Consider the following 25,011-nt stretch of genomic DNA (forward strand, 5'->3'; position numbering starts at 1 on the left):
TTTTTGAATTTAACATTGATTAAAATTGGACGCTAAGACCTGTTACAAAACCCCTGTTCGAAGCATGATATTTTGTGTCCAAATCGATAAAGGATACTTGGCTGAAAATAAAGCCGGGGTTTGTTGCCTGAACATACAACCGCAATTTGGATACTTTCAGTTTACTCGCAATTCGATCAGAGAAATTATAACCCAGCGAGATATTTCGAATCTTTAAAAATGATCCGTGTTTATAACCTAGTGAGGCATAATACTGATCACCATAACCGGCAGAATAAATTGGTTTTTGATATTCGGAATTAGTGTTAGTATCAGTCCAATAATTCACCGCCCGTTGTTGATATCGTCCAACCATACCTTCTCCTCCGGTGCTATAAATATATCCCATACGGCCATATAATAATGCCGACAACTCAAAACCCTTGTAGCTAAAAGTATTTGTTATACCTAAGATATATTTCGGAATTGTACTACCAATAATCTTTCGGTCGTTGTTTGCATCAATTTTATAATCACCATTCAAATCTTTAGGTCTCACATTTCCTGCTGAAAAAGTATGCCCATTGGCATTGAATTTGGCCATTTCTGCGGCATCAGATTCCTGCCATATTCCAGCACTTTCATAGCCATAGACTACACTTTGCGATTGGCCAATAAACCATGTATTATTCAAATCGTCTTGCTTACCGTTTGCCAGCGAAACAATCTCGTTATCCTGGTACGAAGCGTTTATGCTTGTTGACCATTCAAAGTCCTTAGTCTTTATGTTTATTGTATTTACTGTCAAATCAGCACCCTTCGATTTGGTTTCACCGATGTTGGCATAGGTATCTAAAAAGCCAGTAACAGTAGGAATTGATTTTTTAAGTAACAAATCGCTGGTACGTGAAGTGTAAACATCTAAACTTCCGTAAATTCTTGATTTGAAAATCGAATAATCAATACCGACATTGTATTGCGATGTTTTTTCCCAACCCAACTCCTGATTGGCCATGGTTGTAACATTTAACTGACCGGCTGTAGAGGTGGATCCATATGGATAAAACATGGCTTCAAGTCTTCCTTTGGTTGAATATGGGTCAATAGCAGCGTTACCGGTAACCCCAAAACCAAGGCGTAATTTTAATTGAGTCACCCAGTTTATATTTTTCATGAAATTTTCCTGATCCATGCGCCAGCCTAAAGCAGCACTTGGGAAGAATGACCATTTATTACCGTCTGCCAATACTGAGGCTCCATCATAACGGCCTGAAACAGTTAACAGATATTTATCAGTATAACTGTAATTTACGCGAGCCATGTATGAAAGTAACGATTGTTTAGTGATCCCTGAACTCCAACTTTTTAGAGAACTAACTGCACCCAAAGCATTCCATTTCTGGCTTGCAAATGGCACATTATCAGCTGTCATTAAACTGGATTCTGTTTCAAATTGCGTTTGACTTTGTAGTAAAGTCAAACCAACACCATGTTTCCCAAATTTTGTATCATAATACAGCAAATGGTCAAGTGTGTAAGAAACACGTTGTCTTTTATCTAATGAAGCATAGGCTGAACCACTTCGGATAACAGATTTACCATCTTCGAAGATGCCATCGCGCCAGGTTTGGATATCAGGACCAAAATTGGATCGGAATCTTAAACCTTTTAATACTGGTAACAAAGCTCCAAAATCCAGTTGGGCGTACAAACTTCCAAAGGTCCGGAAAGTAACGCGCTGATCCTGTGAATACTTATCTTCGTCAATAATGGTTTTAACGGCAATATCGCCACCCGGATAATCAATCCGGTTACCATTCGCATCAAACGGTTGTGCGAATGTAAAAATGCCATATGCGCTTTGGTACAAGGACGATTGAGCGGACACACCAACGTTACCGGCAGTTGATTGTCCATATTCCTGGATACTGTATGAACTATTCAGGTTTCCACCAAATGAGAACCATTTTAAAGGCGTTAGATCTACACTTACATTCGCATTGTAACGTTTAAAGCCTTGTCCTTTTACCACACCTTTACTGTCGGTATATCCAAAGGAGCCGTATGCTTTCATTTTGTCGGTACCGCCACTTGCACTCAATGTGTTTTGTGTGGTGACACCGGTGCGGGTTACATAATCTGTCCAATTTGTAGTAGTTAACTTCGATCCATCCCAGGTGCCGCCTGCCCAGCCTTTATTGATATTAGCCATGGCAGTGTCATCTCCGGTAAAAATTTTAGCATCATTGGCCTGTGTTGGCTGATCACCCCTTACAAAAGTAGTTGGATAGGCATTGTATTCGGCCCAACGACGATATTCCACATAATCACCTGCACTAAACAGCGGTGAAAATTCATGCATTTTTTCTGTAGTCACAGAGCTGTCAAAATTCAAGGTAAGCTTTCCGGCTTTCCCCTTTTTGGTAGTAATCAAAACAACCCCGTTGGCTCCACGTGAACCATAAATGGCCGTAGCCGAGGCATCCTTTAATATATCAATAGACTCAATGTCATTCGGATTCATGTTGTCAATACCGCCAAGAGTCACTTTATTTGAAGGAACACCCTTATCATCGTTAGATCCGCTTACACCAACAGTTCCAGTTACCATTGGGATTCCGTCAACAACATAAAGCGGTGAGTTTGATGCAGTTAGTGAACGAACACCACGAATAGTAATATCGCCAACTGAACCAGGACGTTCATTTGATGTGATATCAACCCCGGCGGCTCTACCTTGAATCGCCTGAACGGCGTTGGTTACCGGGCGTGATTTAATTTCTTCAGCGCCAACCCGCACCAGAGATCCTGTAACGTCTGATTTTTTCTGAACACCGTATCCAACGGCGACAACTTCTTCAATGCCAATGGTTTCATCTTCTAAGGTAACATTTATTGAAGTTTTACCTTCAACCGAAATTTCCTGCATTTTCATCCCTACAAAAGAAAATTGGAGTTTGCCATTTTCAGGAATGTTTGAAAGCGAAAACTTACCATCCATATCGGTAATAGTACCATTGGTTGTACCTTTTACAACCACAGACACTCCAGGAAGCGAACCACCAGACTGATCGGTGACTTTACCAGACACCGATTTTGCTTTCTGATCTATACTTGAACCTGCCAGCAAAGGCGATAATACAATTTGACGATCTTTAACCAGGAAGTTAATGTTTTTATCTGCAAATAGTTGAGAAAGTACATCCTGAACTTTCTCATTTTTTGCCTCAATGCTTACGGTGCTGTTAACATCAATAAGGTCGTTGTTATAGAGGAAATAGAAATTGCTATTATCCTCAATCTCCCTTAAGACCTCTTTAATAGTCACATTCGACATCTTCAGGTTTATCAGCGTCTTTTGCGAATACGATTTAAGGGCAAAAGCCTGAGTCATCAACAGAAGGCTTAGAATAGCTGTTAGCTTCATAACAATTAGAATTTTTCTCCACGAACGATGAATACCATCATCCCAAAGGAGGTGATTACATTTTTTTTTCATACGTTTGAATGACTTTTTGATTTAATAAATTAAAAATTTAACCGTGTTCAGACGGTTACTAAGCTTCAGGGCAGTTGGGGAACTGCCCTGTTTTTTTAGGACTATTTTCAAATCATAGGCTTCATTTTATTTTTTCATTGATTTTCACATTAGGATTCTTCCATATTTTTATTTCTTGTTTCGAAAAATTTTGGTTGTCTAAAATTTTTCGTTTGCTACTAGAGTATGCGATTGGAGTTGTCAAGGTCAGCAATTCCATCACCTGATCAAGACTTTCGCTGGTAAACTTTCCTGTAAATCTATGATTTGCAATGGATTGATCGTTTATTTGAATATCGGCATTAAACCACCTGCCAAGTTTGGCTGCAACTTCATAGAATGGCGTTTCATTAAAAATCAGCACTCCGTCTCTCCATGCAATAACATCCTGCACTCTAACTGTTTCAGCTTGATAAGTCTTATTTTTTTTGTCGTAATTCAACTGAGCCCCCGGATCAAGAAACATCACCTCTTCAGACTTTACGCGATCAGTGATTTTCACTTTGCCTTCTGCAAGAGTTGTCGAGAATTTTAGGTCGCCTGAATAAGCAGAAACATTAAATTCAGTTCCAACAGCTTCAACGTCCATACTCGCTGTACTTACGATGAATGGCTTTTTTTTGTTTTTAAATACCTTAAAAATAGCTTCACCATCAAGGGCTATCCGGCGTTCGTTTCCGACAAATACTGATGGGAATTTCAAACTACTGGCTGCGTTCAACCATACTTCAGTGCTATCCGGAAGAAAAAGGTGCGTTTTAGTTCCGGGCTGGGTCACAATTTCCTGAGTGACCATTAAGACTTTCAATTCTTTCCTGAGTTCATTTTGCTGTACATAATACCAAATACCGCCCAATAGCACCGGGATAAAAAGTACGGCGGCAATGCGTTGTATCCAAACCGATATGGCAAATGCTTTTCTATTTCTGTATTTTTTTAGTACTTGTTGCTTTCCATCCTTAAGATCAAACTGTTGCAATAAATTTAAATCTGCGGTCATGCTGTCAATCTTCCTTAATTGCTGAAATACTTTATCGTTTTCAGGACTTTTAAGCCATTCAATAGCCAACTTTTTTTGCTCTTCATTGGCTTCTCCATGAAAGTAGGCCATCAAGAAATCAGGTATGTGATCGTGTGTTTCCATATATATTATTCGTGTATATGACGGCAAAGTATTACTTCACCCTAAACAAATCTTAAAAAAAATGTTAAAAATTACATCTGCTCATAAAAAACAGCAAGAGAAGGTAGTCGCCCAAATCTTTGCGAAGTATGTTAAGTGCCTTACTGATACGGTATTCAACCGTTTTAACCGAAATATTTTCCTGTTGAGCGATTTGCTGATAGCTAAGACCTTCAAAGCGATTAGTCATGAATGTTTCACGAATCCCGTCGGGTAAATGCTGAATTGCCCGTTCAATCAGTAAGGTTAGTTCGCTGTCGAGCAATGGATATTCGTGCATATCTTCCTCGTTCATCATTTTAAGCCTGAATTGTTCGTGGTTGATTTTAACCTTCTTGTGCGCCAGATTATCGAGACAGCGATTGTGGACTGAACGAATAAAATAGGATTTGACACTGGTTTCAATAGAAATAGTTGCACGGTTCTCTAAAACCCGAACAAAAAAATCCTGCACGAGGTCTTCGGCTTCAGAGCTTGATTTTAGTATCCGGTATGCATACACACAAAGCCCACGATAATATTTATCGAAGAAATAGTCGAATGTAGCATGGTTTCCACCCTGAAATTCAAGGAATAGATTTTTTTCTTTTACAGTATTATTCAGGCCTGAAGAGGGCATAAAATGTTTGTTTCTGTATATGTCTAACAAAATAAGGCATTTTTTAGGATAAATGTAGTTTTTACAATTATCAAAATCTTGCGGACACAAACCTTAAAAGTACAAAAAAAGAAAAACCTCTTTGTTATTTCTAACAAAGAGGCAAACTAATACTGATTCTAATATCTATGACTATGAATAGAATAAGTCTGATGAATGAAATTATTTGGAAGTATTTGTTCTTGAATTTAGTACGTCAAACTTTTCAAATATGCCATTGTCTGGGGCACCTGTTTGGCATAACTCGGACTTTCATCTTCAATGTAATAATGTTTGACACCTGCTTTTTTTGCAGCTTTCAGAATAGCTGGAATATCCAATTGCCCTGTTCCTAATGCCACATCGTTTTCAACAGCTGTTCCTCCGGATTTATTACCTGTAATACCTTTCCGAAGGTCTTTTAGATGCAACAGTTTAAAGCGTTCCGGATATTTTGCGATTAGTTTAGCCGGATCCACACCAGGAAAGAATGTCCATAAAATATCGATCTCGAAACTTACGTAATTCGGATCGGTATTCTTCATGATGTAATCGAACAATGTACCGTTTTCGTAAGGTTCAAATTCATATCCATGATTGTGGTAGCAAAATGTGATACCAAATTCATCTTTCAGAATTTTACCAGCGGCATTAAAATCTTTAACCGTACGCTGAGCCACTTCAAGGGTAAATGGTCCATCGTGGGGAATCCACGCAACACGTACAAATTTTGCGCCCAGGGTCTTTGCATTCTCACCAACTTCATGTGTTTTGGTTGTCAGATCAGGATAGCCAACTCCAAATGATGAACAGATCATTCCTCTTTCATCGAGCAGTTTACGAATATCAGAAGCTGTTCGCTTAAATAAATTAGAAAATTCCATATCTGTAATACCCAAATTTTTAAGGGTATCGAGTGTAGCTGCCACATCTTTTGCAAAACTATTGCGGTAAGTGTATGACACCATTCCCGGAGTTTGTGGAAAAAGTGGTTTGCTCTTTTTTGCACTTAGAGATCCGACTTCAAGCAAAAGAAAAAACAAAATTTGTATTCTAAATTTCATATTATTGATATTTAATGTCTTATATTTTTGGATTATAGAAGATAGGCGTAAATGGTAATAGTATTAAACCTTCCATGTCAGATTTTAATTTCTCTTATTTTGATGTTACGAAATGAACTCCTTGGTCCTTCATCCTGCAATAATATATGACCATCATGAAAATCACCCCAGCCTTTAATATTCGCGTATTTGCTCTTTGCCAAAAGTTGATTATACTTTTCATTGCCTTTTTCAATTTCAACAGTTTTTGTTCCATTGAGCCAGTGTTCAATGTGATTTCCATCAACAATAATCAACGCTACATTCCACTCTCCCTTAGACTGAACTTTTACGTTTTTAGGAGCCCGAATTAAATCATACAATGAACCACAAGTTCTGTTGTAATCAGGCTTATCATAAGGCCAATTTTCGTTATCCAAAATTGCGAATTCTAAGCCAAGGCCATGACCAGGTGATGATTTAAGTGACTCATTGACAAAATATTTAATTCCACTATTTCCCTTATCCGTAATTTTGAATTCACAGGTTAATTCAAAACTCCCATACTTCTTATCGGTAATAATATCACCTCCTTTCAGGGAGTCTGGCATTTCATTTCCAAGGCATATCAATTCTCCATTTTCAATAATCCAACCATGAACCGGAAAATCATTTTTATAAATGCCTCTCCAACCGTTAAAAGATTTTCCATCCCAAAGAAGAGTCCAACCTTCTTCGATTTCTTTAGTTGATAAGGTGTTGGGTACGTTGGAAGAAGAATCTCCTTTTGGGGAAAAGCATGAGATTAATACAAAGCTAATACAAACAAATATTAAGCTTAATAATAAATTAGTTCTGGTTTTATTCATCTTTGATGTATTGATTTAATCAATTGAATGAAAAGGCAAGAAAAATAGCTACTTAAATTGAAAAGGGAGGCATGTAAAGTTTGATTTTCTCATACCTCCCTTTTTCGAAACTTGGTTATTTAATCAGACAAATAACTTATTTAATAAAACTTAAATTTTCGGTTCCCAACCTTTTTCATATTCCCTGCCCCATAATTTTTGGGCTTCGGAGTCTCCAATAATATGGCCATTTTTTGGATCAATTTTAAGATCCCGTCCCACGCGCCAGGATATATTACCCAACTGCATGGCCATTACGCTCTTATATCCTAATTCAACATCACAGTTTGGACGTCGGTTATTTCTTATTGCATCTAAAAAGTCAGCAACATGAAGGCTGTCCATGCCTAAACTCGGGCTGGCAGTATTACGTCCGTCTAAAGCACCTTCTACGATAAGCGATTTCACTTCGTTAATCAATTTACCATCATTGTCATATACCTTATAGCTATCGCCACCGGTATCTAAACTTCCTTTTTCTCCGTAGAAGATAATGCCACGATCAGCGCCTTCAATTGCTCTTCCATTGGAACTTCGGTTTTCCCACATTAAAGATACCCGGCCAGGATAATCCATAGTGACCACCTGTGTGTCAGGCGTTTGCCAATCATCTTGATAATGATATCTACCTCCCACTGAAGTAACACGGATTGGGAAGTCTACCCCAAGACCCCAGCGGGCAACATCAACTTCATGTGTCCCATTGTTCAAGGCTTCACCTGTACCGTAATTCCAGAACCAATGCCAATTATAATGAATCAGTCCATCCTGGAAAGGGGCGCGTGGAGCAGGTCCCTGCCATAAGTCATAATCGAGCCAGGAAGGAACGGTTCCTGGTTTCAGGAACAATGATTTGCGTGTATTGGTGTACCAGGTTTTTGCCAAATAAACGCGACCGATAATTCCTTTGTGTAATTGTTCGATACCTTGAGTAAGTATTGGTGCTGAACGACGTTGTGCACCCATCTGTACAACACGGTCATATTTTCGTGCGGCAGCAACAGCGATTTCGCCTTCTCTCGGATTATGCGATACTGGTTTTTCAACATAAACATGTTTTCCGGCCTGACAACCCATAATGGTGAGTGGTGCATGCCAATGATCGGGAGTTGCAATGTATATAGCATCAATTGATTTGTTTTCCAATACTTTGCGACAATCGCCTTCTGATATAGGTGTAGTGGTCTGGCCTGCCTTCATTACCGAATTGATTGCCTTAGGCATTGCTCTTGAATCAACATCGCATACACATGACACCTCGGTGTTTTTCTGTTTAGCGAAAGTACCAGACATGCTGTTTCCACGGCCATTTAAACCGATAGTAGCAACATGAATCCGGTCATTCGCTCCAATAATATTCTTGTAGCTTTTTGCACTAAATCCAAATGCTGTTCCGCCTATGGCGATGCCAGTTGAAGTGACAGCTACTTTCTTAATAAAATCGCGTCTGTTATCCATAATACTTGCTTATAATTTTTTGATTTTAATGTTTTTAAAAGATACCGCACCACCGTGTTCCTGCAATAGAATATGTCCTTTTTCGACCATTCCGAAAGCAGGTACTGCTTTGTTAAATTTACTGAGTGCAACGGCATCAGTATAGGTTTTGTCTCCACGTGTAAATTCAAGGATTTTCACATCATTTAACCAATGTTCAACTTTCTTTCCTTTGGATACGATGCGTATTGTATTCCATTCGCCTGGTGCATTTACTTTTTTCTTACCCGCAATTACAGGCAAAACATCATAAAAAGATCCACAAAGATGATTCTCCTTTTCAATGTCCTCACCCAATTTATCATCAATGATCTGGTACTCCATTCCCAGATTTCCTCCGGTTTCATATTTGGTATAAAAATATTTTATTCCACTGTTACATCCAGGTTCGATATTAAAATCAGCAGAAAAATCAAAGTCCGAATACTCACCTTCAGTAATAATATCGCCGCCTTTACCACCCTTGATCGTGGATATACATCCATTTTTTATCTCCCAGCCTGCCGGAACAGATTTTCCTGCTGGTGTTATCCAACCCTTGGTACTAACTCCGTCAAATAAAAGTGTCCAACCTTGTTTGATTTCTTTTTGGCTAAGTTTAGGTAACTGGGCTGATACTAAATATATACCGAAAAAAGAACAAATGAATAAAATTAATATTCGCTTTCCCATAATGAATTTGATTTTAAAATATAAAAACCGGATGCTAATCAATAATAACTCAGCATCCGGTTAAGCCATTTATAACTGTGTATATCCTTTATTTTGAATAATTTTACCAGGATTTGACTGCATTACTGTCATTGGTATTGGATAAGACAGCATATCATCACTCCATACAAAAGAGCCATATCCATCAGCAGCCTGTTCTCCAATCATAACATCTTTAGCGCGCCCTGTTCTGACTAGATCGAACCAGCGATGATTTTCAAAAGCCAATTCTGTGCGCCGCTCTTTTTCGATTGCCAACAAAAAAGATTGATCCGTAGAGAAATCACTAAGATTATAATCTTTCAAAAGATCGGCAGGTTTTTGAATACTTGGATCTCCTGGTGTATTACGTGCCCTTTGGCGAATCTGATTAAGATAAGATAAAGCAATAGATTTATCACCACCATTGCGAACTAAAGCTTCGGCAAATAAAAGATAAATGTCTGCTAATCTGAGTTCAATCCAATTATTACCGTTATCTGAACCACTAGTTGCAACATCATAATATTTACAAACATATCTATCATTTTCCCAGGCGCCTGTTTTTGCATTCTTCCATCCATCGCGCATTGAAACATATTTTCTGGGATCCCCGATTTCATAGACTTTCGATATATCTTCTGTCGGTGCATTCACACCACCTTTATCCCCTATCAATACTACTTCTTTATCAGAAAAACGAGGTGCGAAATCATTATTCCATGGACTTCCGGTCGCACCATTCGGACTCCCCTTTTTATATTGAACTTCAAATAGAGATTCTTTGCTATTCTTTTTAGTCACGTCAAACAGATCTTTATAACTCGGCACTAATGAATATTTAGAGTCGGCAACAACTTCCTGAAACTTTTGACTAGCAAGACTATAATATTCCTTGCCTTTGTTGAGGGGAAATCCAGCCATTGTCATATAAACTTTACCCAGTAACCCTTTTGCTCCACCCTTTGTAACTCTTCCTTTATCAACAGCGCTGTAAATATCAGGCAGATTTTGTTCGGCAAATTTTAGATCATCAACGATAAGATCATAAATCTCCTGAAGTGAAGCACGTTGCATTTCGTAAGCTTCCGCTTGTGAGATTTCCTTATCAACCTTTATAACACCTAGCAATTGCCCATTTATCGCATTTCCACCAAAAACTCTGTTCAAATAGAAATACATCAAAGCCCTGACAAATTTAGCTTCAGCCACATACTGTTTTCTTAACCCTTCATTAGAAAAAGTAGCTTTATCAGCTCTACCAATAATTATATTACATCGATTAACAACATTATAACAATCATTCCAACAGCTTGTTGGATAACTGTTTTCAGGTAATAAAGGGGAAGCAAACTCATCAATTCCTTTTTCGTTCGCAGGGTTGCCTGCTAACCAGGAAAAAGTTGTATTATCTGATCGTATTTCACCCAACCGAACAAAAGTACCATTGTAAACAGAACGCAAGTTTCCATAAGCTGATAAAACTGCCTGATTCAAATCGGCCTGTGTCTTATAAAACCCTAAGGAATTGAGGCTTGAAGGTGAATTTAAGTCTATAAAGTCCTGGCTACAAGCTGCCAGTAATACCATTCCTGTTAAAAATATGAATATTTTTTTCATCTATATAAAATTTAAAATACAGAATTCTTGTTGTTTGGTAAATTTCGATATCTTGTTGTTTTTCAAACAAATAATAACCTAAGAGTGTAAATAAATTACAATTGAAGACATTTGAAAAACGATCAGAATGTAACATTAACTCCGAAAATTACAGATCTGGCTGCCGGATATCCAAGGTAGTCTCCTCCTTTTGCCAATCCGTTTCCCTCACTGCTTGTGTCCGGATCGTATCCTGGATACTTGGTTAAGGTAAAAAGATTCTGTCCAGTCATGTACAAACGCAATCCTTTCATTTTAAGATTTTTGATTTTGTTTGAATCAAAATCATAAGCAAGTGAAAGATTTCGCAATCTCAAAAAAGAAGCATCGGTTACCCAAGCTGACGAAGGATCTCTTTGCCAACCTGATGGAGTACGTGTTGGCCTAAAATGAATGCCATCGCCTGGATTTTCGTTAGATTGCCAGCGATTTGTTTGCTCTATCAATGCATTGCGATCACCATGGTAGATGCCAACCATACGTTTAAAGAAACTAAACAATTGTGAGCCGTAAGTGCCGGAAAATTGTATTCCCAAGGTGAAATTTTTGTATGCAAAATTGTTGTTGAATCCTGCAGTAAAGGTTGGATTATTATCACCAATAATGTCTTTATCATTCTGATCCATCTTTCCATCTTTATTTACATCAAGATAACGACCATCTCCAATTTTATCACCTGGCAGGTGAGGATATTTATCCAGCTCCTCCTGATTCATGAATACACCCTGATATACATAGCCATAAAAACTTGCAATTGGAAAACCTGGTTTTGTAATGAATGCATTATTTGCATTCGGAGCACTTCCATAAATAGGTCGTCCATCAGGACCAACCTCCAATACTTTATTCTTATTGAATGAAATATTAAAATCACTTGTCCACTTAAACTTTTTAACTAAGTTTTTGGTTGACAACTGAAACTCCATACCGCGGTTCTGCACTTTTCCTACATTTTGCATCTGGTTAGAATAGCCCGTTATGCTAGGAACTGGCACATTAAGTAATAATTCAAGGGATTGGCTATCGTAAAAATCGGCTTCTAGACGAATTCTATTTTCAAACAGACCCAAATCAAAACCAAGATTCAATTGTTGCGTTTTTTCCCATCCAAGGTTATCATTTGACATGGTGCTTGGATTTACTGTATTTTGCAAAGCATCTCCCGTAGGATAGAAACCAGTACTTAGCAACCCAATTGATGAATAATTTCCAATACGGTTATTCCCGACAATCCCATAACTGGCCCGAATCTTTAAGTCATTAATGATTTGAATATTCTTCATAAAATTCTCCTGACTAATACGCCAGCCAACTGATGCAGATGGAAAAGAGCCCCATTTGTTATTTAATCCAAACCGGGAAGATCCATCAGTACGGAAAGTTGCAGTAATTAAGTATTTGTTGTCATAATCATAACTAAGACGTGATAAATATGAAATCATTGAATATTCCGACTCGTCACTTGTTAGTTGATACATTGTTCCTGCATTCAGTGTATAAATATTATCATTGGGGAATCCCCGTGCTTCACCAAAAGTATGATTATAGGAATGTTTTTGAGTTGTGTAACCAGCCATTGCAGTCAAATTATGCTTTTTAGCCAGCTTTTTCTGGTAAGTCAAGGTATTTTCTATTACCCAATCAATATCAGTCCAAGCTTCGTTGGTACCTTGCGCTGGCCTAGGCGCTTTTGATCCATCAAGATCAACATAGGAAGGTTGATACCGTTTTTGATTATTTTCCTGAACTCCCCCGTTTACGCTTACTTTATATTTCAAATTATCTATTATTTTCCATTCGGCGAACAAACTTCCCATCCAGCCATTCCTTAAGCGATAATTATAAATTTGTTCTGCAATACCAATTGGATTTGCAACATCTCCAGCAAGAATTTCAGGATTTCGTACCATAGAACCATAAGTTCCATCATCGTTCCTCAAGGGATAAATCGGAGGTAAATTCAGCGCATACATAATTGGCGCATCTTTACCATTGGCTTGTTCGTTACTATTGGAATAATACGCATTCATATTTATTCCTAACTGTATATTTTCGTTGATTTGAGATGACAGGCTAGTTCTGAAATTAAAACGGTCATAATCCGTATTAATTGAGATTCCATCTTGTTGCAAATAACTTGCTGAAAATGTGTATTGTGTCTTTTCTGTTCCACCACTTAATGAAAGTTCATATTGCTGCATTTTTGCATTTCTGAAAAGTTGATTCTGCCAATTATTATCAGGCATTTGTGCAACCGAAGCTGGGTCTAAAAAGTTGTAAAGAGAACCTGATGTTCCATCTGGAATTAAATACTGAGTATTTGCACTAGGATACAATTTTCGTCGACTCATAGCGTCATTTATTGTATGTGGTGCTTTATTTGGATCTGCTGTAATAATCGGTGCATCTAGCCATGCCTGATTTCGTCCATCAATGAACCAGTCTACATACTGGTCACGATTCATCATGTCTATCGTTTTTTCTCTTTGTTGAATTCCGGTGTACATGTTGAAATTGACAGATGGAGCACCTGATTTCCCTTTTTTTGTATTGATTATAACTACCCCACTAGCTCCTCTCGATCCGTAAATTGCAGTTGAAGAAGCATCTTTTAATACCTGCATACTTTCAATATCCGAAGGGTTAAGCAATCTGAAAGCACCACCTTCCATCGGATAACCATCAACAACGTATAAAGGGTCGTTAGATTGCGTGATAGAACCAGTACCTCTTATCCTAATTGATAGACCTTCGCCACCTGGCGCACCATTGATTTGTTGAATCTGTACCCCTGCAACTTGTCCAATCAATGCTTCACCAAAAGATGTAACAGCTCTTTCTTTCAAATTAGCGGCTGATACAGAAGCAACTGATCCAGTCAAGTCGCCCTTTTTAGCGGTTCCATAACCTATTGCCACAACCTCTTCAATACCAATGCTCTCGTCAGCTAAACTAACATTAATTGTAGTCTTGCTTCCAACTACTATTTCCTGCGATTTCATTCCGACGAATGAAAACTGCAAAGTTGCATTTTCAGGAACTTTTGGAAGTGTGTATTTCCCATCCATATCGGTAATAACGCCGATTGTTGTACCTTTTACCACCACAGAAACACCAGGTAATCCGGCACCTGAGTTATCAGTTACCTTACCGGAAACGGATTTTTGCTGCTGGGTATTGTTTCCCATTTCATCGGTAATAATAATATACCGGTCAACAATCTGATACTTAAAATTTGCCGACCCTAGAATTTTGTCAAGAATTACATCAATAGACTGATCCTCAACTTTTAGGGAAATCTTTTTGTCAACATCCAGTTTGGTGCTGTTATAAGCAAATTTAAACTCCGATAGCGCTTCAATTTGCTTGAAAACACTTTCGATGGTAGCGTTCTTAGACTCAAATGTCAACCTGGTTGACTGAGAGTAAGTAACTGATGCAAAAGACATTAGCCCCAACAAAATAAAAATGAAAGTTAGTTTCATAATTCTTAGATACTTTCGTATAGGGATAAATGATTCCCTACACAAACTTGTTCTGTTTTTTTTCATAAATTTGACGAGTTACGTGTTAAACTATGGTTTGACATTGAAAGAGCGGTAATTCTTCGACCAATTATCGCTCTTTATTTTTCTACATATTTTTTGCTTTAGGGGTTAAGATGATTTGTCCTTTTTCGTATTTGTAATTGACCGACAATGTCAGGCTGATTATATTCATCAATCGTTCCAGTCTTTCACCCTCATACAACTCAACGGTCAGCCGCCGGTCGTTAAATAGTTTTCCGTCGTAAACTACTTTCACATCATACCACCGTTCAACTTTCCGAACCAGATTGCTGAATGTATCATCCTTAAAAATAAGTTGATTTGCCTTCCATCCATTAATTTCATCCTGCGGAAACTTGTTGGCAACCAAACGATGATTGGTTTTCGAATAAATGAATGACTGTCCTGGTTCTATTTCCTTTTCAGCCATATTTTTTGTTGATGAATTTTTCAATACAAGATTTATTTTCCCCTCAAATAAGGAAGTTTCAATCTGATTCTCATCAGCATAAGCTTTTACGTTGAATTTTGTTCCCAGCACTTTAACATTTACACCCGAAGTATGAACCACAAATGGCTGATGCGTATTTTTTGACACTTCAAAAAAAGCTTCACCATCGAGGTAAACATCGCGTTGATTTTTACTGAAGTTGCCGGGATACTTGATTTTGGTATCAGAATTAAGCCAAACTTTAGTACCATCGGCTAAAACGATTTGTGACTTCTGTCCTCGCGGGGCAATTGTTTCGGTCATTGCCCCATTTGAATGACTACTGCTGTTTACCCAATACAAGATTCCGAAACCAATTATTGGGATTAATAAAAATGCAGCTATTTTTTGGTATACTTTCAGAATTCGCCTCATCGAAAAACCTGATTTTATTTGGTGTTCCTCCTCGTATTCCTGAATTTGCTGGAAAACGATTTCGATCAGAGTTGTTGAGTCGATTTCAGGAGATGAAGCCCAATGCTCCAGTAACCAACTTTCAACTTCAGCATGAGTCTCCGGATCAGAAAGCCATTTCTTTAAAGCAGAAAGTTCCTGACTGGTACAATCTTTCTCAGACAGGAACCGGTTTGCTATGTTAATTATTTTTGAGGTCATTTTAAATGATTTGTAAGTAATACGATGAAGTGACGAATTTCCGTGAAGGAATATTAAGAAAAAGTTACCTAAACATCAATATATTCATTTACCAGCTAAATATCAGGCAAATAAAATATTCATGATGGATTATACTGGTTATTGAAAGAAATACAGAAATGACAGCACTACAAACTTTCTGAATTCTTTCCGGAGAAAAACGAGTGCATTACGGATTTGGCTGTCGACGGTATTTTCACTGATGTTTAGGCGTTCGGCAATTTGTTTGTAACTCAGTCCTTCGAAACGGCTCAAACGAAATATCTCTCTCCTTCGCTCCGGAATTTCATTGATCAGCTTTTGCAATTTAGCTTCTGTTTCTTCTGATATCGAAGCTTCCACACCTTCTTCCTCCAACAAATCTTGTTGAAAATGTTCGCCCACAAAGTAGAGCTTTTTGTTTACCGCCGATTTCAGGTGATCAAGTACCAAATGTTTTGCGATAGTAAAAAGGTAGGATTGAAAATCTTTCTCTGGATCGATTGCTTCTTTCTTAAGCCACACTCTCACGAAAACCTCTTGCACAATTTCTTCAGGATCGATTTGTGCTGGAACTATCTTCAATGCAAAACCCTTGATCTTATTGCGATATTTATAAAATAGCACCTCGAAAGCAAACGAATCGCCTTCATTGAGCTTTTTAACCAATTCCTTTTCAGTATGTAGAAGTTTTTCCACAGATTTGATTACTTTGAACTTTCATGAATCGCCACCAAAGTAACAAAATAGTTAAGCGATATAGGCAAGTTAACAAAAATAAAACTACCAAAGACTCTGAAATCCAATCTGGATAACTTGCTTTGGTAGTTTTAATGAAAAGCCAAAAGATACTAATTGGCTATTTAACCATAAATTATAGCATCCTGTTTCTTTCTCTCATCCCTTCTTTCATTTTACCTCTCATGGTATCGAATTTCAACCTTTGTTCTTCCGTAAGTTGCGCCCGCATGTCAATGTGATTTTTTGCCCTGATTTTTGCCATTTCAACTTTTAAGCTGCCAATCTTTTCGATGTTTTTGTTGATGGCCACCAAATCTGGTTTTTCACCGTTCATCAGTGTTTTCTGATGAGCTTCAGCTTCTCCCAGTTCATTCTGGATGGGCTGCAATTGTTTTTGCATAGCCAGGCGGCCTTGCTTAAATGCCTCCTTTTGTGCATCAGTAAGTTCAAGTGCGGCTGCTGGTCCGCCATTGCGATGTTCCATACGCATTTCGTGTTTAGGAGCCTGAGAAGCTCTTCCTTGTCCGTTTTCTTTAGGCTGAGCCATTGCTACAGTTGATAATCCGAATAACACTGCAACCATTAAAATTTTTGTTTTCATAACTTCTAATTTTAAAATTCTGTTTCTAATCAAATGAAATTTACCTCTTAGAATGATTGATTTGAAAAAGGTTAATTCAGAAAATGGACTTTAAGATAACTTTAACATTTGGAGACAAAAAATCCCAGGCGGATAACCTGGGATTCGAAATTATTAACCGATAAAACCATTCTGTATCGTCTTAAGGTTTTCACTCAATTTCGGATTAGATTTTGTAAAGGTTTACATACTTGTGTTTCGATGGACTCTCTTTGAACTCTGAGAAATAGTGACTCAGCAGTTCGTACAAATCCAGATCGTATTTTTTCAATTCTTCGCGGGTATTCAGCTGGTTATGCTTTCCGTCTGGCTTCGGAGCCTCGGCATTTACATTAAACCAATCCTGCACCCCTTCAGCAAAGTATTCGGCAATGTCGGTCTTGGCGTAAGTATTGGCATATTTCCCTTTTGCAACGGCCTGCTTCAGTAGTTTATCCAATTTACTGTTGAAGGTTGTGTCCACCTGAACAATTCCGATCAAATGAATGGAATGCGCGAACTCGTGGATCAGAATATCTTCGGCATGGTATTTATCGATTTGGTAAGCCAACAGGTTTTCTTCGGCACACGAAGTCAAAGGCAAATCAAGATCGCCGCCAAGGCCGCGTGCACGTAAATCCCAGTTTAAAGTAGTATCGGCAGCCAAATGGGCATGTTCCGGAATATCAGTTGTTCCCTCATAACGAGCCATTACACTTACCCTTGTATGTTTTTTCACCATCGCATCGAGCACTGGTTTGGGGAGGTCACCAGTCATAAACTTAAGTATTCGCCATGCCTGAACCATTGCAGTATCCGGCACCCGCCACGAAGCGGTAATGGCAATGCCATTGGCATCCATGTATTTTTTATAGAACTTGTCGAGATGCATCGACTCAGGAACACGTGTAATTACCGGAGGTTTTTCAACCAGACTTTTTTGTGCCTGAGTTGAAGGTACTGCCATAACTAAAACCATTAAGGCAATTGTTGCAAAAGCAAGTAATTTTTTCATTTTATTTATTTTTTACCACATAGATCACATAGTTTTTACATTCTATTGTGTCCTATGTACCTGTGTGGGTTCTTTTTATTATTTCACTGTTTTGTTCCAATCGGGAGTTGCCTGATTATAAAAAGTTTTCACAAAGAAATCGCGGCGTTTCTGCTCGCCATAAGTACCGCCAAGCGTATGGTTTGTTCCCGGAAGCACAACCAGCTCGAAATCTTTTTTGGCATTGATTAGCGCATTTACCACCTGCATGGTCGAAGCCGGATCCACATTGTCGTCCATCTCGCCAACAATCAGTAACAATTTTCCCTGAAGTTTCGGGGCATTTACCACATTCGAACACTCAGCATATTCGGGGCCAATCGGGAATCCCATCCATTGTTCGTTCCACCAGATTTTGTCCATACGGTTGTCGTGGCATCCGCACGATGACGAGCCTGCTTTGTAAAATTCAGGATGAAACAACAAACCGGCCAGCGTGCTTTGTCCTCCTGCTGATCCGCCGAACAAACCAACCCGTGTGGTATCCATGTAGCTGTATTTTTCTGCGGCAGCTTTCATCCACAAAATTCGGTCGGGGAAACCAGCGTCTTTCAGGTTCTTGTAACAAATATCCTGAAAAGCTTTTCCGCGGTTCGAAGTCCCCATTCCGTCCATCTGGACAATGATAAAGCCCAGTTCTGCCAAACCTGACCAGGCGTAACTGCACGGTTTGAAGCTCTTCTGTGTAAACGAACTGTGGGGCCCGGCATAGATGTATTCTATGATCGGGTATTTTTTCTTCGGATCGAAATTCGTTGGGCGGTAAACGTTTCCCCAAATGTCGGTTTTACCATCACGCCCCTTGGCTACAAAAGGTTCCGGAGCAATCCAACCTTTGGCCTGCAAATCGGCAATGTCGGCTTTTTCGAGCGGCATCACCACAGAGCCATCGGAAGTACTTCTCAAAACAGTTACCGGCGGCGCTTGTACGGTTGAATACGTGTCGGCGAAATAGGCATAATCAGCCGAGAATGAAGCCTGATGTTCCATTTTTTCAGGAGTGAGATCGACCAAGCCGCTGCCGTCGAAATTCACTTTGCAATAATGAATGTAATATGGATCTTCGTCAGCATTTCTTCCCGAAGCCGTGAAAATAATGGTGTTTGTTTTCTCATCAACCTTCACCACCTCGCGAACAACCCAGTTTCCGGAGGTAATCTGGTTCTTCACCTTGCTGGTTTTGGCATCGTACAAATAGAGGTGATTCCAGCCATCGCGCTCCGATGCCCAAATGATTTCTCCGCGTTTGTCCATGTCGTGGCGGAAATATTTCCCACTGTAATCGATGAACGTTTTGCTGTGTTCGTCGATAATCACTTTTACCGCTCCTGAAGTTCCATCCACCTCAACCACCTGGAAAACCTGATGCCCACGCTGGTTAAAATCGAAGGTAAAAGCCGTACTGTTTTGCTTCCATTTCGGGTTCGACAATTCGTACTGGTTTTCAAAAGCTTGAGCATCAACCGGAATTTGTTTCAGGGTTTCGATATTGAAAAGTGACGGGCGCTTGATAGGCAGGGCATCACCCGGTTTCAGGTAATTGCGTTTTTGCAGAATGGGCTGCAACTGCGTTTTGGGCGATGATTCCACAAAATAAATGAAATGATCTTCATTTTTACGCACTTTGTTCACAGCCAGCTTTTTCGAGTCGGGCGACCAACTGAAATACGACGAATAAAAATCGCCAGCCGATCCGTCGAAACTTAACTGGATTTCTTTATTGTCCTTTTTATTCCGGATGTAAACATTGTAATTTTTGATGAACGCCACCCAAACACTATCAGGAGAAGTGACTGGTTTATTGCCCAACTCATCAAAACCTTCGTTCCAGTATGGACGAGATTCTTCAGTTTTGACCACCGAATCTTTGATCAAGGCATAGTTTTTCAGGTTACAAGTCCAGTAGGTTTTATCCAACAAAAACTGAAACTTGTTCGCTTTCAGATCAAACTTCAGTTTCTGAAACTGAGCTGACTTTGTGGTTGTTTTCACTCCCGGCTGTTTATTCAACTGTTCAACCAGTTTGCTAACATCGAAAGCCGGTTTACGGGTCGTCTTGGCGGCATCAACCAGCGTAAAGGCAATTCCATCGCGGGTTTTCACCTGATACCAGAATGTAGAAGTTGAGTCGATCCAGTTTACTGAATTGATTTGGTGATAAACCAGATCGTTCAGTTTCATAATGGAATCGGCCCGCTGGTAATCGGCCAGAGTAACCTGCGCCGGAGCCTTAAATGTTGCGCCCAGAGCAAAAACCAGCGCAAGCAGAAAAAATGGATTTCGTTTAAACATGGTTTATTATTTGGTTGTCGTTTCTATGTTCTGTAAAATGCTTGTTGTCGTATTTTTTCACCCCAAACCCCAGAAGGGGCTTAGGCTGTGAACATCGCAACCCATTGTCAACGTTTCAAGTCCCCTTTATGGGATTTAGGGGTTAACGGAAGGGGAATACGACATTATTTCATTCTCATTACTTAACTTATTATTTCAAAGTCACATCCAGATAAACCGAATAGCGTCCGTACGATTCGTAGAATGGTTTGTAAACCACACCGTCGATATTGAACTGCAGTTTCTCCGGATCGCCAGTGATCGATTTACTGATGTCGTTCACATCAAACGTTACTTTGCGCCATTCTTTTAGTGGCTCAGACTCTTGGGCTGCCAACACAATCGGGCCGTAAAACAAACTGGCAATATTCTGCTGATCCATAACCGGTTCAAGGTAAAAATGGAACGGCATGCGCAACTCTACTTTATCGCCATCTTTCCATTTACGACTAATGGTGAGGTAATTGCCTGGCTCAGCTTTAACTGCTTCATCCTTACCATTTATCTTCACAAAAAAGCCTTTGGTTGCCCAATGCGGAACGCGAACATGGAGATCAAACGATCCACTTCCCTTAATCAATAGTTCTGTGTGATCTTCCTTTGGGAAAGCGGTTGTTTGCGTAACTGTGATCTTCTTTTCGGTCCACTTCAGGGTTGAAGGCACAAACAAATTCACATACAACGCTTTGTTGTCGGAGCTTTTAAAGTAAATGGAATTCTGAAGTTTGGTGCTGCTTTCGAGTGCCGTACCGTTACAACAGGTAAAACCGCTCATATCGTCGTTGCTGAACTGTTTTTCGGAACCGGCATTCAGCGGAACATGATACGTATTTGCCGGGCTATCCTCGGCCACCGAAGCCAGAATATGATTGTAAAGACCGCGTTCGTAATAATCCATCAGTTCGCCGCGCTGTTCGAAAAGGAAAAGGTCGCGGGTTAACTTAAGCATATTGTAGGTTCCGCAAGTCTCATTTTGACCACCAACCGAAAAACCATTTTCGTAAATCGTGGCAGGCTGAGCGATGAAACATTCGGCATTGTTCGGGTTGCGGGCTCCGGCAACTCCACCAATGCTGTACATGTAATCGTTGGTGGTCATGTTCCAGAAATTATCGGCAATATGGAAATATTCAGGAGTTTCCGAGTCGCGGTAAATTTCGAGCGCACCCACAATCTGCGGAATGTGCTGGTTGGCGTGTAATCCGCGGAATAAGTCAACGTTTTTTGCCAGACCGTGAGAATGTTCGGCGTCGCCATAAAATACCTTGATGTTATCGAATAACCGGGCAACTTCCATGTAGCGCGGCTCGTTAGTCAGACGCGACAAGCGTGCCATGGCTTCGTTCATTCCGCCAAATTCACCGGCAATGTATTTATTCCACATGCTGATGAGTGTTGTGGCGGGCACTTTGCTCAGGCGAGCATAAACCCAGTCGCCCATGCCTGTAACTATTTCTAGCGCTTTTTCATTACCGCTCACTTCGTAAATGTCCATCAAACCAGCCAGAATTTTATGCAAGGTATAATAAGGCGCCCATATTTTGGTTTTGTCGCCACCGTAACTTGCACCTTTTTCGAGCATAATAAACTGATCGGGCGGATAGGCGCTGATGAACCCTTTACCCCAATTCCAGTAGTCGGTGCGAATACCTTGCTCGCTCAAGTCCGAATCGTATGTTGATTTTCCGGCACCAATTGGCACTGCGATTGGATCAGCCACTGCCTCGGCGCCAGCAACTTTGGGTTTGCCCGACAATTGCGACAACTGATACAGTGTGTTCACCATGTAGTCCATCTTTCCGGCGAAATTGGCTTTCAAGGCTGCGTCGTAGCCTGTGCTGGCATAAGCTTGTGCAATGGCGCTCAGGTAATGCCCTGTAGCATGGCCGCGCAATTTGGTTTCCTGGCTATCCCAAACGCCTAGTGGTTTGGCTCCTGCGGGCTGTTCCTGACCAAACGCATTACGGAACATGTACAGAAAATCGTCGGGATTGGTTTTGGCTAAACCGGTAATGAATTTATCGCGGTTTTCAATGAACTTCGTTTCATGATGATGAATGTCAGCATCTAAAGTTACCTCATCGAGTTTGAAGAATTCGAGGATTCGGTTGGGTGTGGCAGCTGCTTTTGCAGCTTTAACAACTACTATTGCTTTAGGCTGAAGGTTTGTTCCGGCAACTTTTCCAGTCAGCGTATATGTTCCGGCAGAAAGTACCTGGCTATTGTCTTTTGGAGCCGGCCAGATTACTCGCACAGCCGGACCTTCAATGCCTTTATCGTACACACCTTTTACGAAGCGTGGCAGGCGTGGAAGAATTCCAATCTCGGTTTCAACCTGAATATCAGCAACACTTTTTAAGTACGCATTGTACAACTGAGGGGTTGATGCCGGAAACTTTTCAAGTTCCCCTTCTGATTCTTCGTTCGTTCTCACCGTCGATTCGCCTTCACTCAGTGCATTACCGTAAATTCGGGCAACCTGTTTTTCATTCAGGGCAACTCGGTAAACACGGAAATCGTGCAACTTGGCATTTAAACCGGCGTATTCTGCATTCAACGATCTTCCGATATATAGTTTATTGGTTTCTCCTGAATTACTTTTAAATAACTGTCGCAATTCAACTTCAGCGTTCTTCGTTTCGCTGACAAGCACACCGTTTACGAACGTACTGAGCGTATTATACGGAACGTTGATCACCACAGCCACATGAACCCATTTGTAAACAGGTAATGCGGCTGAACTTGCTGTGTAATTTTTTGCATTCGACAGGATTTGTGCCTGAAATTCTTCCTTGTCACTTGTTCCCACCGGAGCGGCAAAGAAATGGGCCTTGCTGTCTTTTCCAAAGTCGAAAAACAACTGCCCGCTTTTCGCCGAACGCAGGTAAATCCATCCGGAAATACTGATGGTTTGTTCGCCCGTTACCGATTCAGCCGGAAGCGAAATATACGTGTCGTTGCTTCCGTTTAATGAGAGCACGTTACCAAACAACTCGTCTTTCACAAACTTGAAATCCGTTCCCTGAATACTTCCGTGCAGGTTATTGCGCGACCAATCTTTAACGTCTTCCTTAAAGGTGTAGCGCGAAATTAATCCGGTTTCGCCAATCCCATCCAGAATCTGATCGCCGCTTTGTGCAACTGAAGTGCTTGTTCCCAAGGCAAAAAAGCCTAATAGTAGTCCAATGAAAAGCTTATATATATTCATAGTTTCAAATTTTATCTTCAATATCCATTTCTGCAAATAAAACTGCTATTTAACCACCGACAAACGTATAACTAAAACCCCGTGCGCCGGAATTTCTTTAACTAAACGTTCGCTTGTTTTGCCAATGTTTTTATGCTCCCATAAATCGAATACATTATACACTTTTTTGTGAACACTAACTTCGGTAGCAAAATACATGGTTTGTTTTTTCCAGTCGTAATCGAGCTTCCAGATTTGGTTGGTGCGATTCATGAAGCACACTGCCACTTCGCCGTTCGACAAAGGTTTGGCCCAGATTTCGTATTCGCCCATGTCCATGAATTTGGTGGCCTGCTGTCCTAATTTATCCTGATTAACAGCAATCACATCGGCATTCGTCAGTATCTCTTTGGTTTGGGCATCCATATTACGTAAGTCGTTGCCAGCCATCAACGGAGCGGCCAACATAGCCCACATGGTAAAATGCGTTTTATATTCGTCGTAAGTCATTCCACCATTGCCAACTTCGAGCATATCTGGGTCGTTCCAGTGGCCCGGTCCGGCGTATTGCTGCAAGGCAGCCTGTTTGTCGATGATGTCGAGCACACCAAGTCCGCCCCAGTCGAAAGTACACTGATAGCAATCACGAATGTCGGCGGTGGTGCGCCATAAATGGCCAATGCCTTTTCCCCACTCCCAAGGTTTGCTATCGCCCCACTCGCAAATCGAGAAAACAATCGGGCGACCGCATTCTTTCAGTGCGTCGCTCATGGTTTTGTAGGCAGCTTTGGCATTTTGCCCCTCTTCGTTGCACCAGTCGTATTTCAGGTAATCGACACCCCACTTGGCGTAGGTGCGTGCATCCTGAAACTGATAACCACGACTTCCCGGACGGCCCTGACAAGTGGCTGAACCAGCACACGAATAAATACCGAATTTCAATCCTTTTTTGTGGACATAGTCGACCACAGTTTTCATGCCATTGGGAAAGCGTTCAGGGTCGACAACAATATTGCCTACTGAATCGCGCCTCACTTGCCAGCAATCGTCGATCACCAGATAGTTGTAGCCCGCTTCCAACATTCCGTTGTTTACCATGGCATCGGCCATTTCACAAATCAGCTTTTCGCTCACATTGCAGCCAAATTTGTTCCAACTGTTCCAGCCCATTGGCGGAGTTTGTGCGAGTTCTTCAAATTTCTGGGTGTAGCCAGCTGTACACAAACTGAAAATAAGAAATAGTATTCCTATAAATTTTAGTTTCATTTTTATTT

The 25,011-nt window shown here is 40.2% G+C and carries 16 protein-coding genes; all 16 read right to left on the reverse strand.

The features are described 5' to 3' along the window. Positions 1–19: 19 nt before the first annotated feature. Positions 20–3,478 (reverse strand): TonB-dependent receptor, encoded by a 3,459-nt coding sequence (locus AQPE_RS06125; protein WP_318350169.1) that lies wholly within the window; start codon positions 3,476–3,478, stop codon positions 20–22. Between the two features lie 121 nt (positions 3,479–3,599). Then, positions 3,600–4,661 carry a FecR family protein gene (locus tag AQPE_RS06130; protein WP_318350170.1) on the reverse strand — a complete coding sequence of 354 codons (1,062 nt, stop codon included), beginning with the start codon at positions 4,659–4,661 and terminating at the stop codon, positions 3,600–3,602. 64 nt (positions 4,662–4,725) lie between these two features. Then, positions 4,726–5,319, reverse strand: a complete 594-nt coding sequence (locus AQPE_RS06135; protein ID WP_318350171.1) for an RNA polymerase sigma-70 factor — start codon at positions 5,317–5,319, stop codon at positions 4,726–4,728. A 227-nt stretch (positions 5,320–5,546) separates the two neighbouring features. Then, on the reverse strand, positions 5,547–6,401 hold the full coding sequence (locus tag AQPE_RS06140) for a sugar phosphate isomerase/epimerase family protein (RefSeq protein WP_318350172.1): 855 nt from the start codon (positions 6,399–6,401) through the stop codon (positions 5,547–5,549). 77 nt (positions 6,402–6,478) lie between these two features. Further along, positions 6,479–7,249 carry a 3-keto-disaccharide hydrolase gene (locus tag AQPE_RS06145; protein ID WP_318350173.1) on the reverse strand — a complete coding sequence of 257 codons (771 nt, stop codon included), beginning with the start codon at positions 7,247–7,249 and terminating at the stop codon, positions 6,479–6,481. A gap of 150 nt (positions 7,250–7,399) precedes the next feature. After that, a complete protein-coding gene (locus AQPE_RS06150; RefSeq protein ID WP_318350174.1) occupies positions 7,400–8,746 on the reverse strand; it encodes a Gfo/Idh/MocA family protein in 1,347 nt (448 codons plus the stop codon). Positions 8,747–8,755: 9 nt separating this feature from the next. Continuing rightward, on the reverse strand, positions 8,756–9,457 hold the full coding sequence (locus tag AQPE_RS06155; protein WP_318350175.1) for a 3-keto-disaccharide hydrolase: 702 nt from the start codon (positions 9,455–9,457) through the stop codon (positions 8,756–8,758). A 69-nt stretch (positions 9,458–9,526) separates the two neighbouring features. Next, positions 9,527–11,095: a RagB/SusD family nutrient uptake outer membrane protein gene (locus AQPE_RS06160; RefSeq protein WP_318350176.1), complete on the reverse strand. Its 1,569-nt coding sequence runs from the start codon at positions 11,093–11,095 to the stop codon at positions 9,527–9,529. Between the two features lie 122 nt (positions 11,096–11,217). Next, positions 11,218–14,619 (reverse strand): TonB-dependent receptor, encoded by a 3,402-nt coding sequence (locus AQPE_RS06165; protein ID WP_318350177.1) that lies wholly within the window; start codon positions 14,617–14,619, stop codon positions 11,218–11,220. 148 nt (positions 14,620–14,767) lie between these two features. Continuing rightward, entirely contained in the window at positions 14,768–15,787 is a 1,020-nt protein-coding gene (locus AQPE_RS06170) for a FecR family protein (RefSeq protein ID WP_318350178.1), read from the reverse strand. Between the two features lie 138 nt (positions 15,788–15,925). Then, positions 15,926–16,504 carry an RNA polymerase sigma factor gene (locus AQPE_RS06175; RefSeq protein WP_318350179.1) on the reverse strand — a complete coding sequence of 193 codons (579 nt, stop codon included), beginning with the start codon at positions 16,502–16,504 and terminating at the stop codon, positions 15,926–15,928. Between the two features lie 175 nt (positions 16,505–16,679). Then, positions 16,680–17,147 (reverse strand): Spy/CpxP family protein refolding chaperone, encoded by a 468-nt coding sequence (locus AQPE_RS06180; RefSeq protein ID WP_318350180.1) that lies wholly within the window; start codon positions 17,145–17,147, stop codon positions 16,680–16,682. A 205-nt stretch (positions 17,148–17,352) separates the two neighbouring features. Continuing rightward, positions 17,353–18,180 (reverse strand): hypothetical protein, encoded by an 828-nt coding sequence (locus AQPE_RS06185; protein WP_318350181.1) that lies wholly within the window; start codon positions 18,178–18,180, stop codon positions 17,353–17,355. A 78-nt stretch (positions 18,181–18,258) separates the two neighbouring features. Continuing rightward, the gene (locus AQPE_RS06190) at positions 18,259–20,511 is read right to left on the reverse strand and encodes a S9 family peptidase (RefSeq protein WP_318350182.1); all 2,253 of its coding nucleotides are present in this window, start codon (positions 20,509–20,511) and stop codon (positions 18,259–18,261) included. Positions 20,512–20,701: 190 nt separating this feature from the next. Beyond that, positions 20,702–23,758, reverse strand: a complete 3,057-nt coding sequence (locus tag AQPE_RS06195) for a beta-L-arabinofuranosidase domain-containing protein (protein WP_318350183.1) — start codon at positions 23,756–23,758, stop codon at positions 20,702–20,704. Between the two features lie 45 nt (positions 23,759–23,803). Continuing rightward, positions 23,804–25,003, reverse strand: a complete 1,200-nt coding sequence (locus AQPE_RS06200) for a glycoside hydrolase family 27 protein (RefSeq protein ID WP_318350184.1) — start codon at positions 25,001–25,003, stop codon at positions 23,804–23,806. Positions 25,004–25,011 lie beyond the last annotated feature (8 nt).

This window comes from Aquipluma nitroreducens (genome assembly GCF_009689585.1).
Taxonomy (GTDB): Bacteria; Bacteroidota; Bacteroidia; order Bacteroidales; family Prolixibacteraceae; genus Aquipluma; species Aquipluma nitroreducens.

Bases quoted from the DNA above. Each gene is read 5' to 3' on its own strand.
- AQPE_RS06125 (WP_318350169.1), bottom strand. From the start codon at position 3,478: ATGAAAAAAAAATGTAATCACCTCCTTTGGGATGATGGTATTCATCGT.
- AQPE_RS06130 (WP_318350170.1), bottom strand. From the start codon at position 4,661: ATGGAAACACACGATCACATACCTGATTTCTTGATGGCCTACTTTCAT.
- AQPE_RS06135 (WP_318350171.1), bottom strand. From the start codon at position 5,319: ATGCCCTCTTCAGGCCTGAATAATACTGTAAAAGAAAAAAATCTATTC.
- AQPE_RS06140 (WP_318350172.1), bottom strand. From the start codon at position 6,401: ATGAAATTTAGAATACAAATTTTGTTTTTTCTTTTGCTTGAAGTCGGA.
- AQPE_RS06145 (WP_318350173.1), bottom strand. From the start codon at position 7,249: ATGAATAAAACCAGAACTAATTTATTATTAAGCTTAATATTTGTTTGT.
- AQPE_RS06150 (WP_318350174.1), bottom strand. From the start codon at position 8,746: ATGGATAACAGACGCGATTTTATTAAGAAAGTAGCTGTCACTTCAACT.
- AQPE_RS06155 (WP_318350175.1), bottom strand. From the start codon at position 9,457: ATGGGAAAGCGAATATTAATTTTATTCATTTGTTCTTTTTTCGGTATA.
- AQPE_RS06160 (WP_318350176.1), bottom strand. From the start codon at position 11,095: ATGAAAAAAATATTCATATTTTTAACAGGAATGGTATTACTGGCAGCT.
- AQPE_RS06165 (WP_318350177.1), bottom strand. From the start codon at position 14,619: ATGAAACTAACTTTCATTTTTATTTTGTTGGGGCTAATGTCTTTTGCA.
- AQPE_RS06170 (WP_318350178.1), bottom strand. From the start codon at position 15,787: ATGACCTCAAAAATAATTAACATAGCAAACCGGTTCCTGTCTGAGAAA.
- AQPE_RS06180 (WP_318350180.1), bottom strand. From the start codon at position 17,147: ATGAAAACAAAAATTTTAATGGTTGCAGTGTTATTCGGATTATCAACT.
- AQPE_RS06185 (WP_318350181.1), bottom strand. From the start codon at position 18,180: ATGAAAAAATTACTTGCTTTTGCAACAATTGCCTTAATGGTTTTAGTT.
- AQPE_RS06190 (WP_318350182.1), bottom strand. From the start codon at position 20,511: ATGTTTAAACGAAATCCATTTTTTCTGCTTGCGCTGGTTTTTGCTCTG.
- AQPE_RS06195 (WP_318350183.1), bottom strand. From the start codon at position 23,758: ATGAATATATATAAGCTTTTCATTGGACTACTATTAGGCTTTTTTGCC.
- AQPE_RS06200 (WP_318350184.1), bottom strand. From the start codon at position 25,003: ATGAAACTAAAATTTATAGGAATACTATTTCTTATTTTCAGTTTGTGT.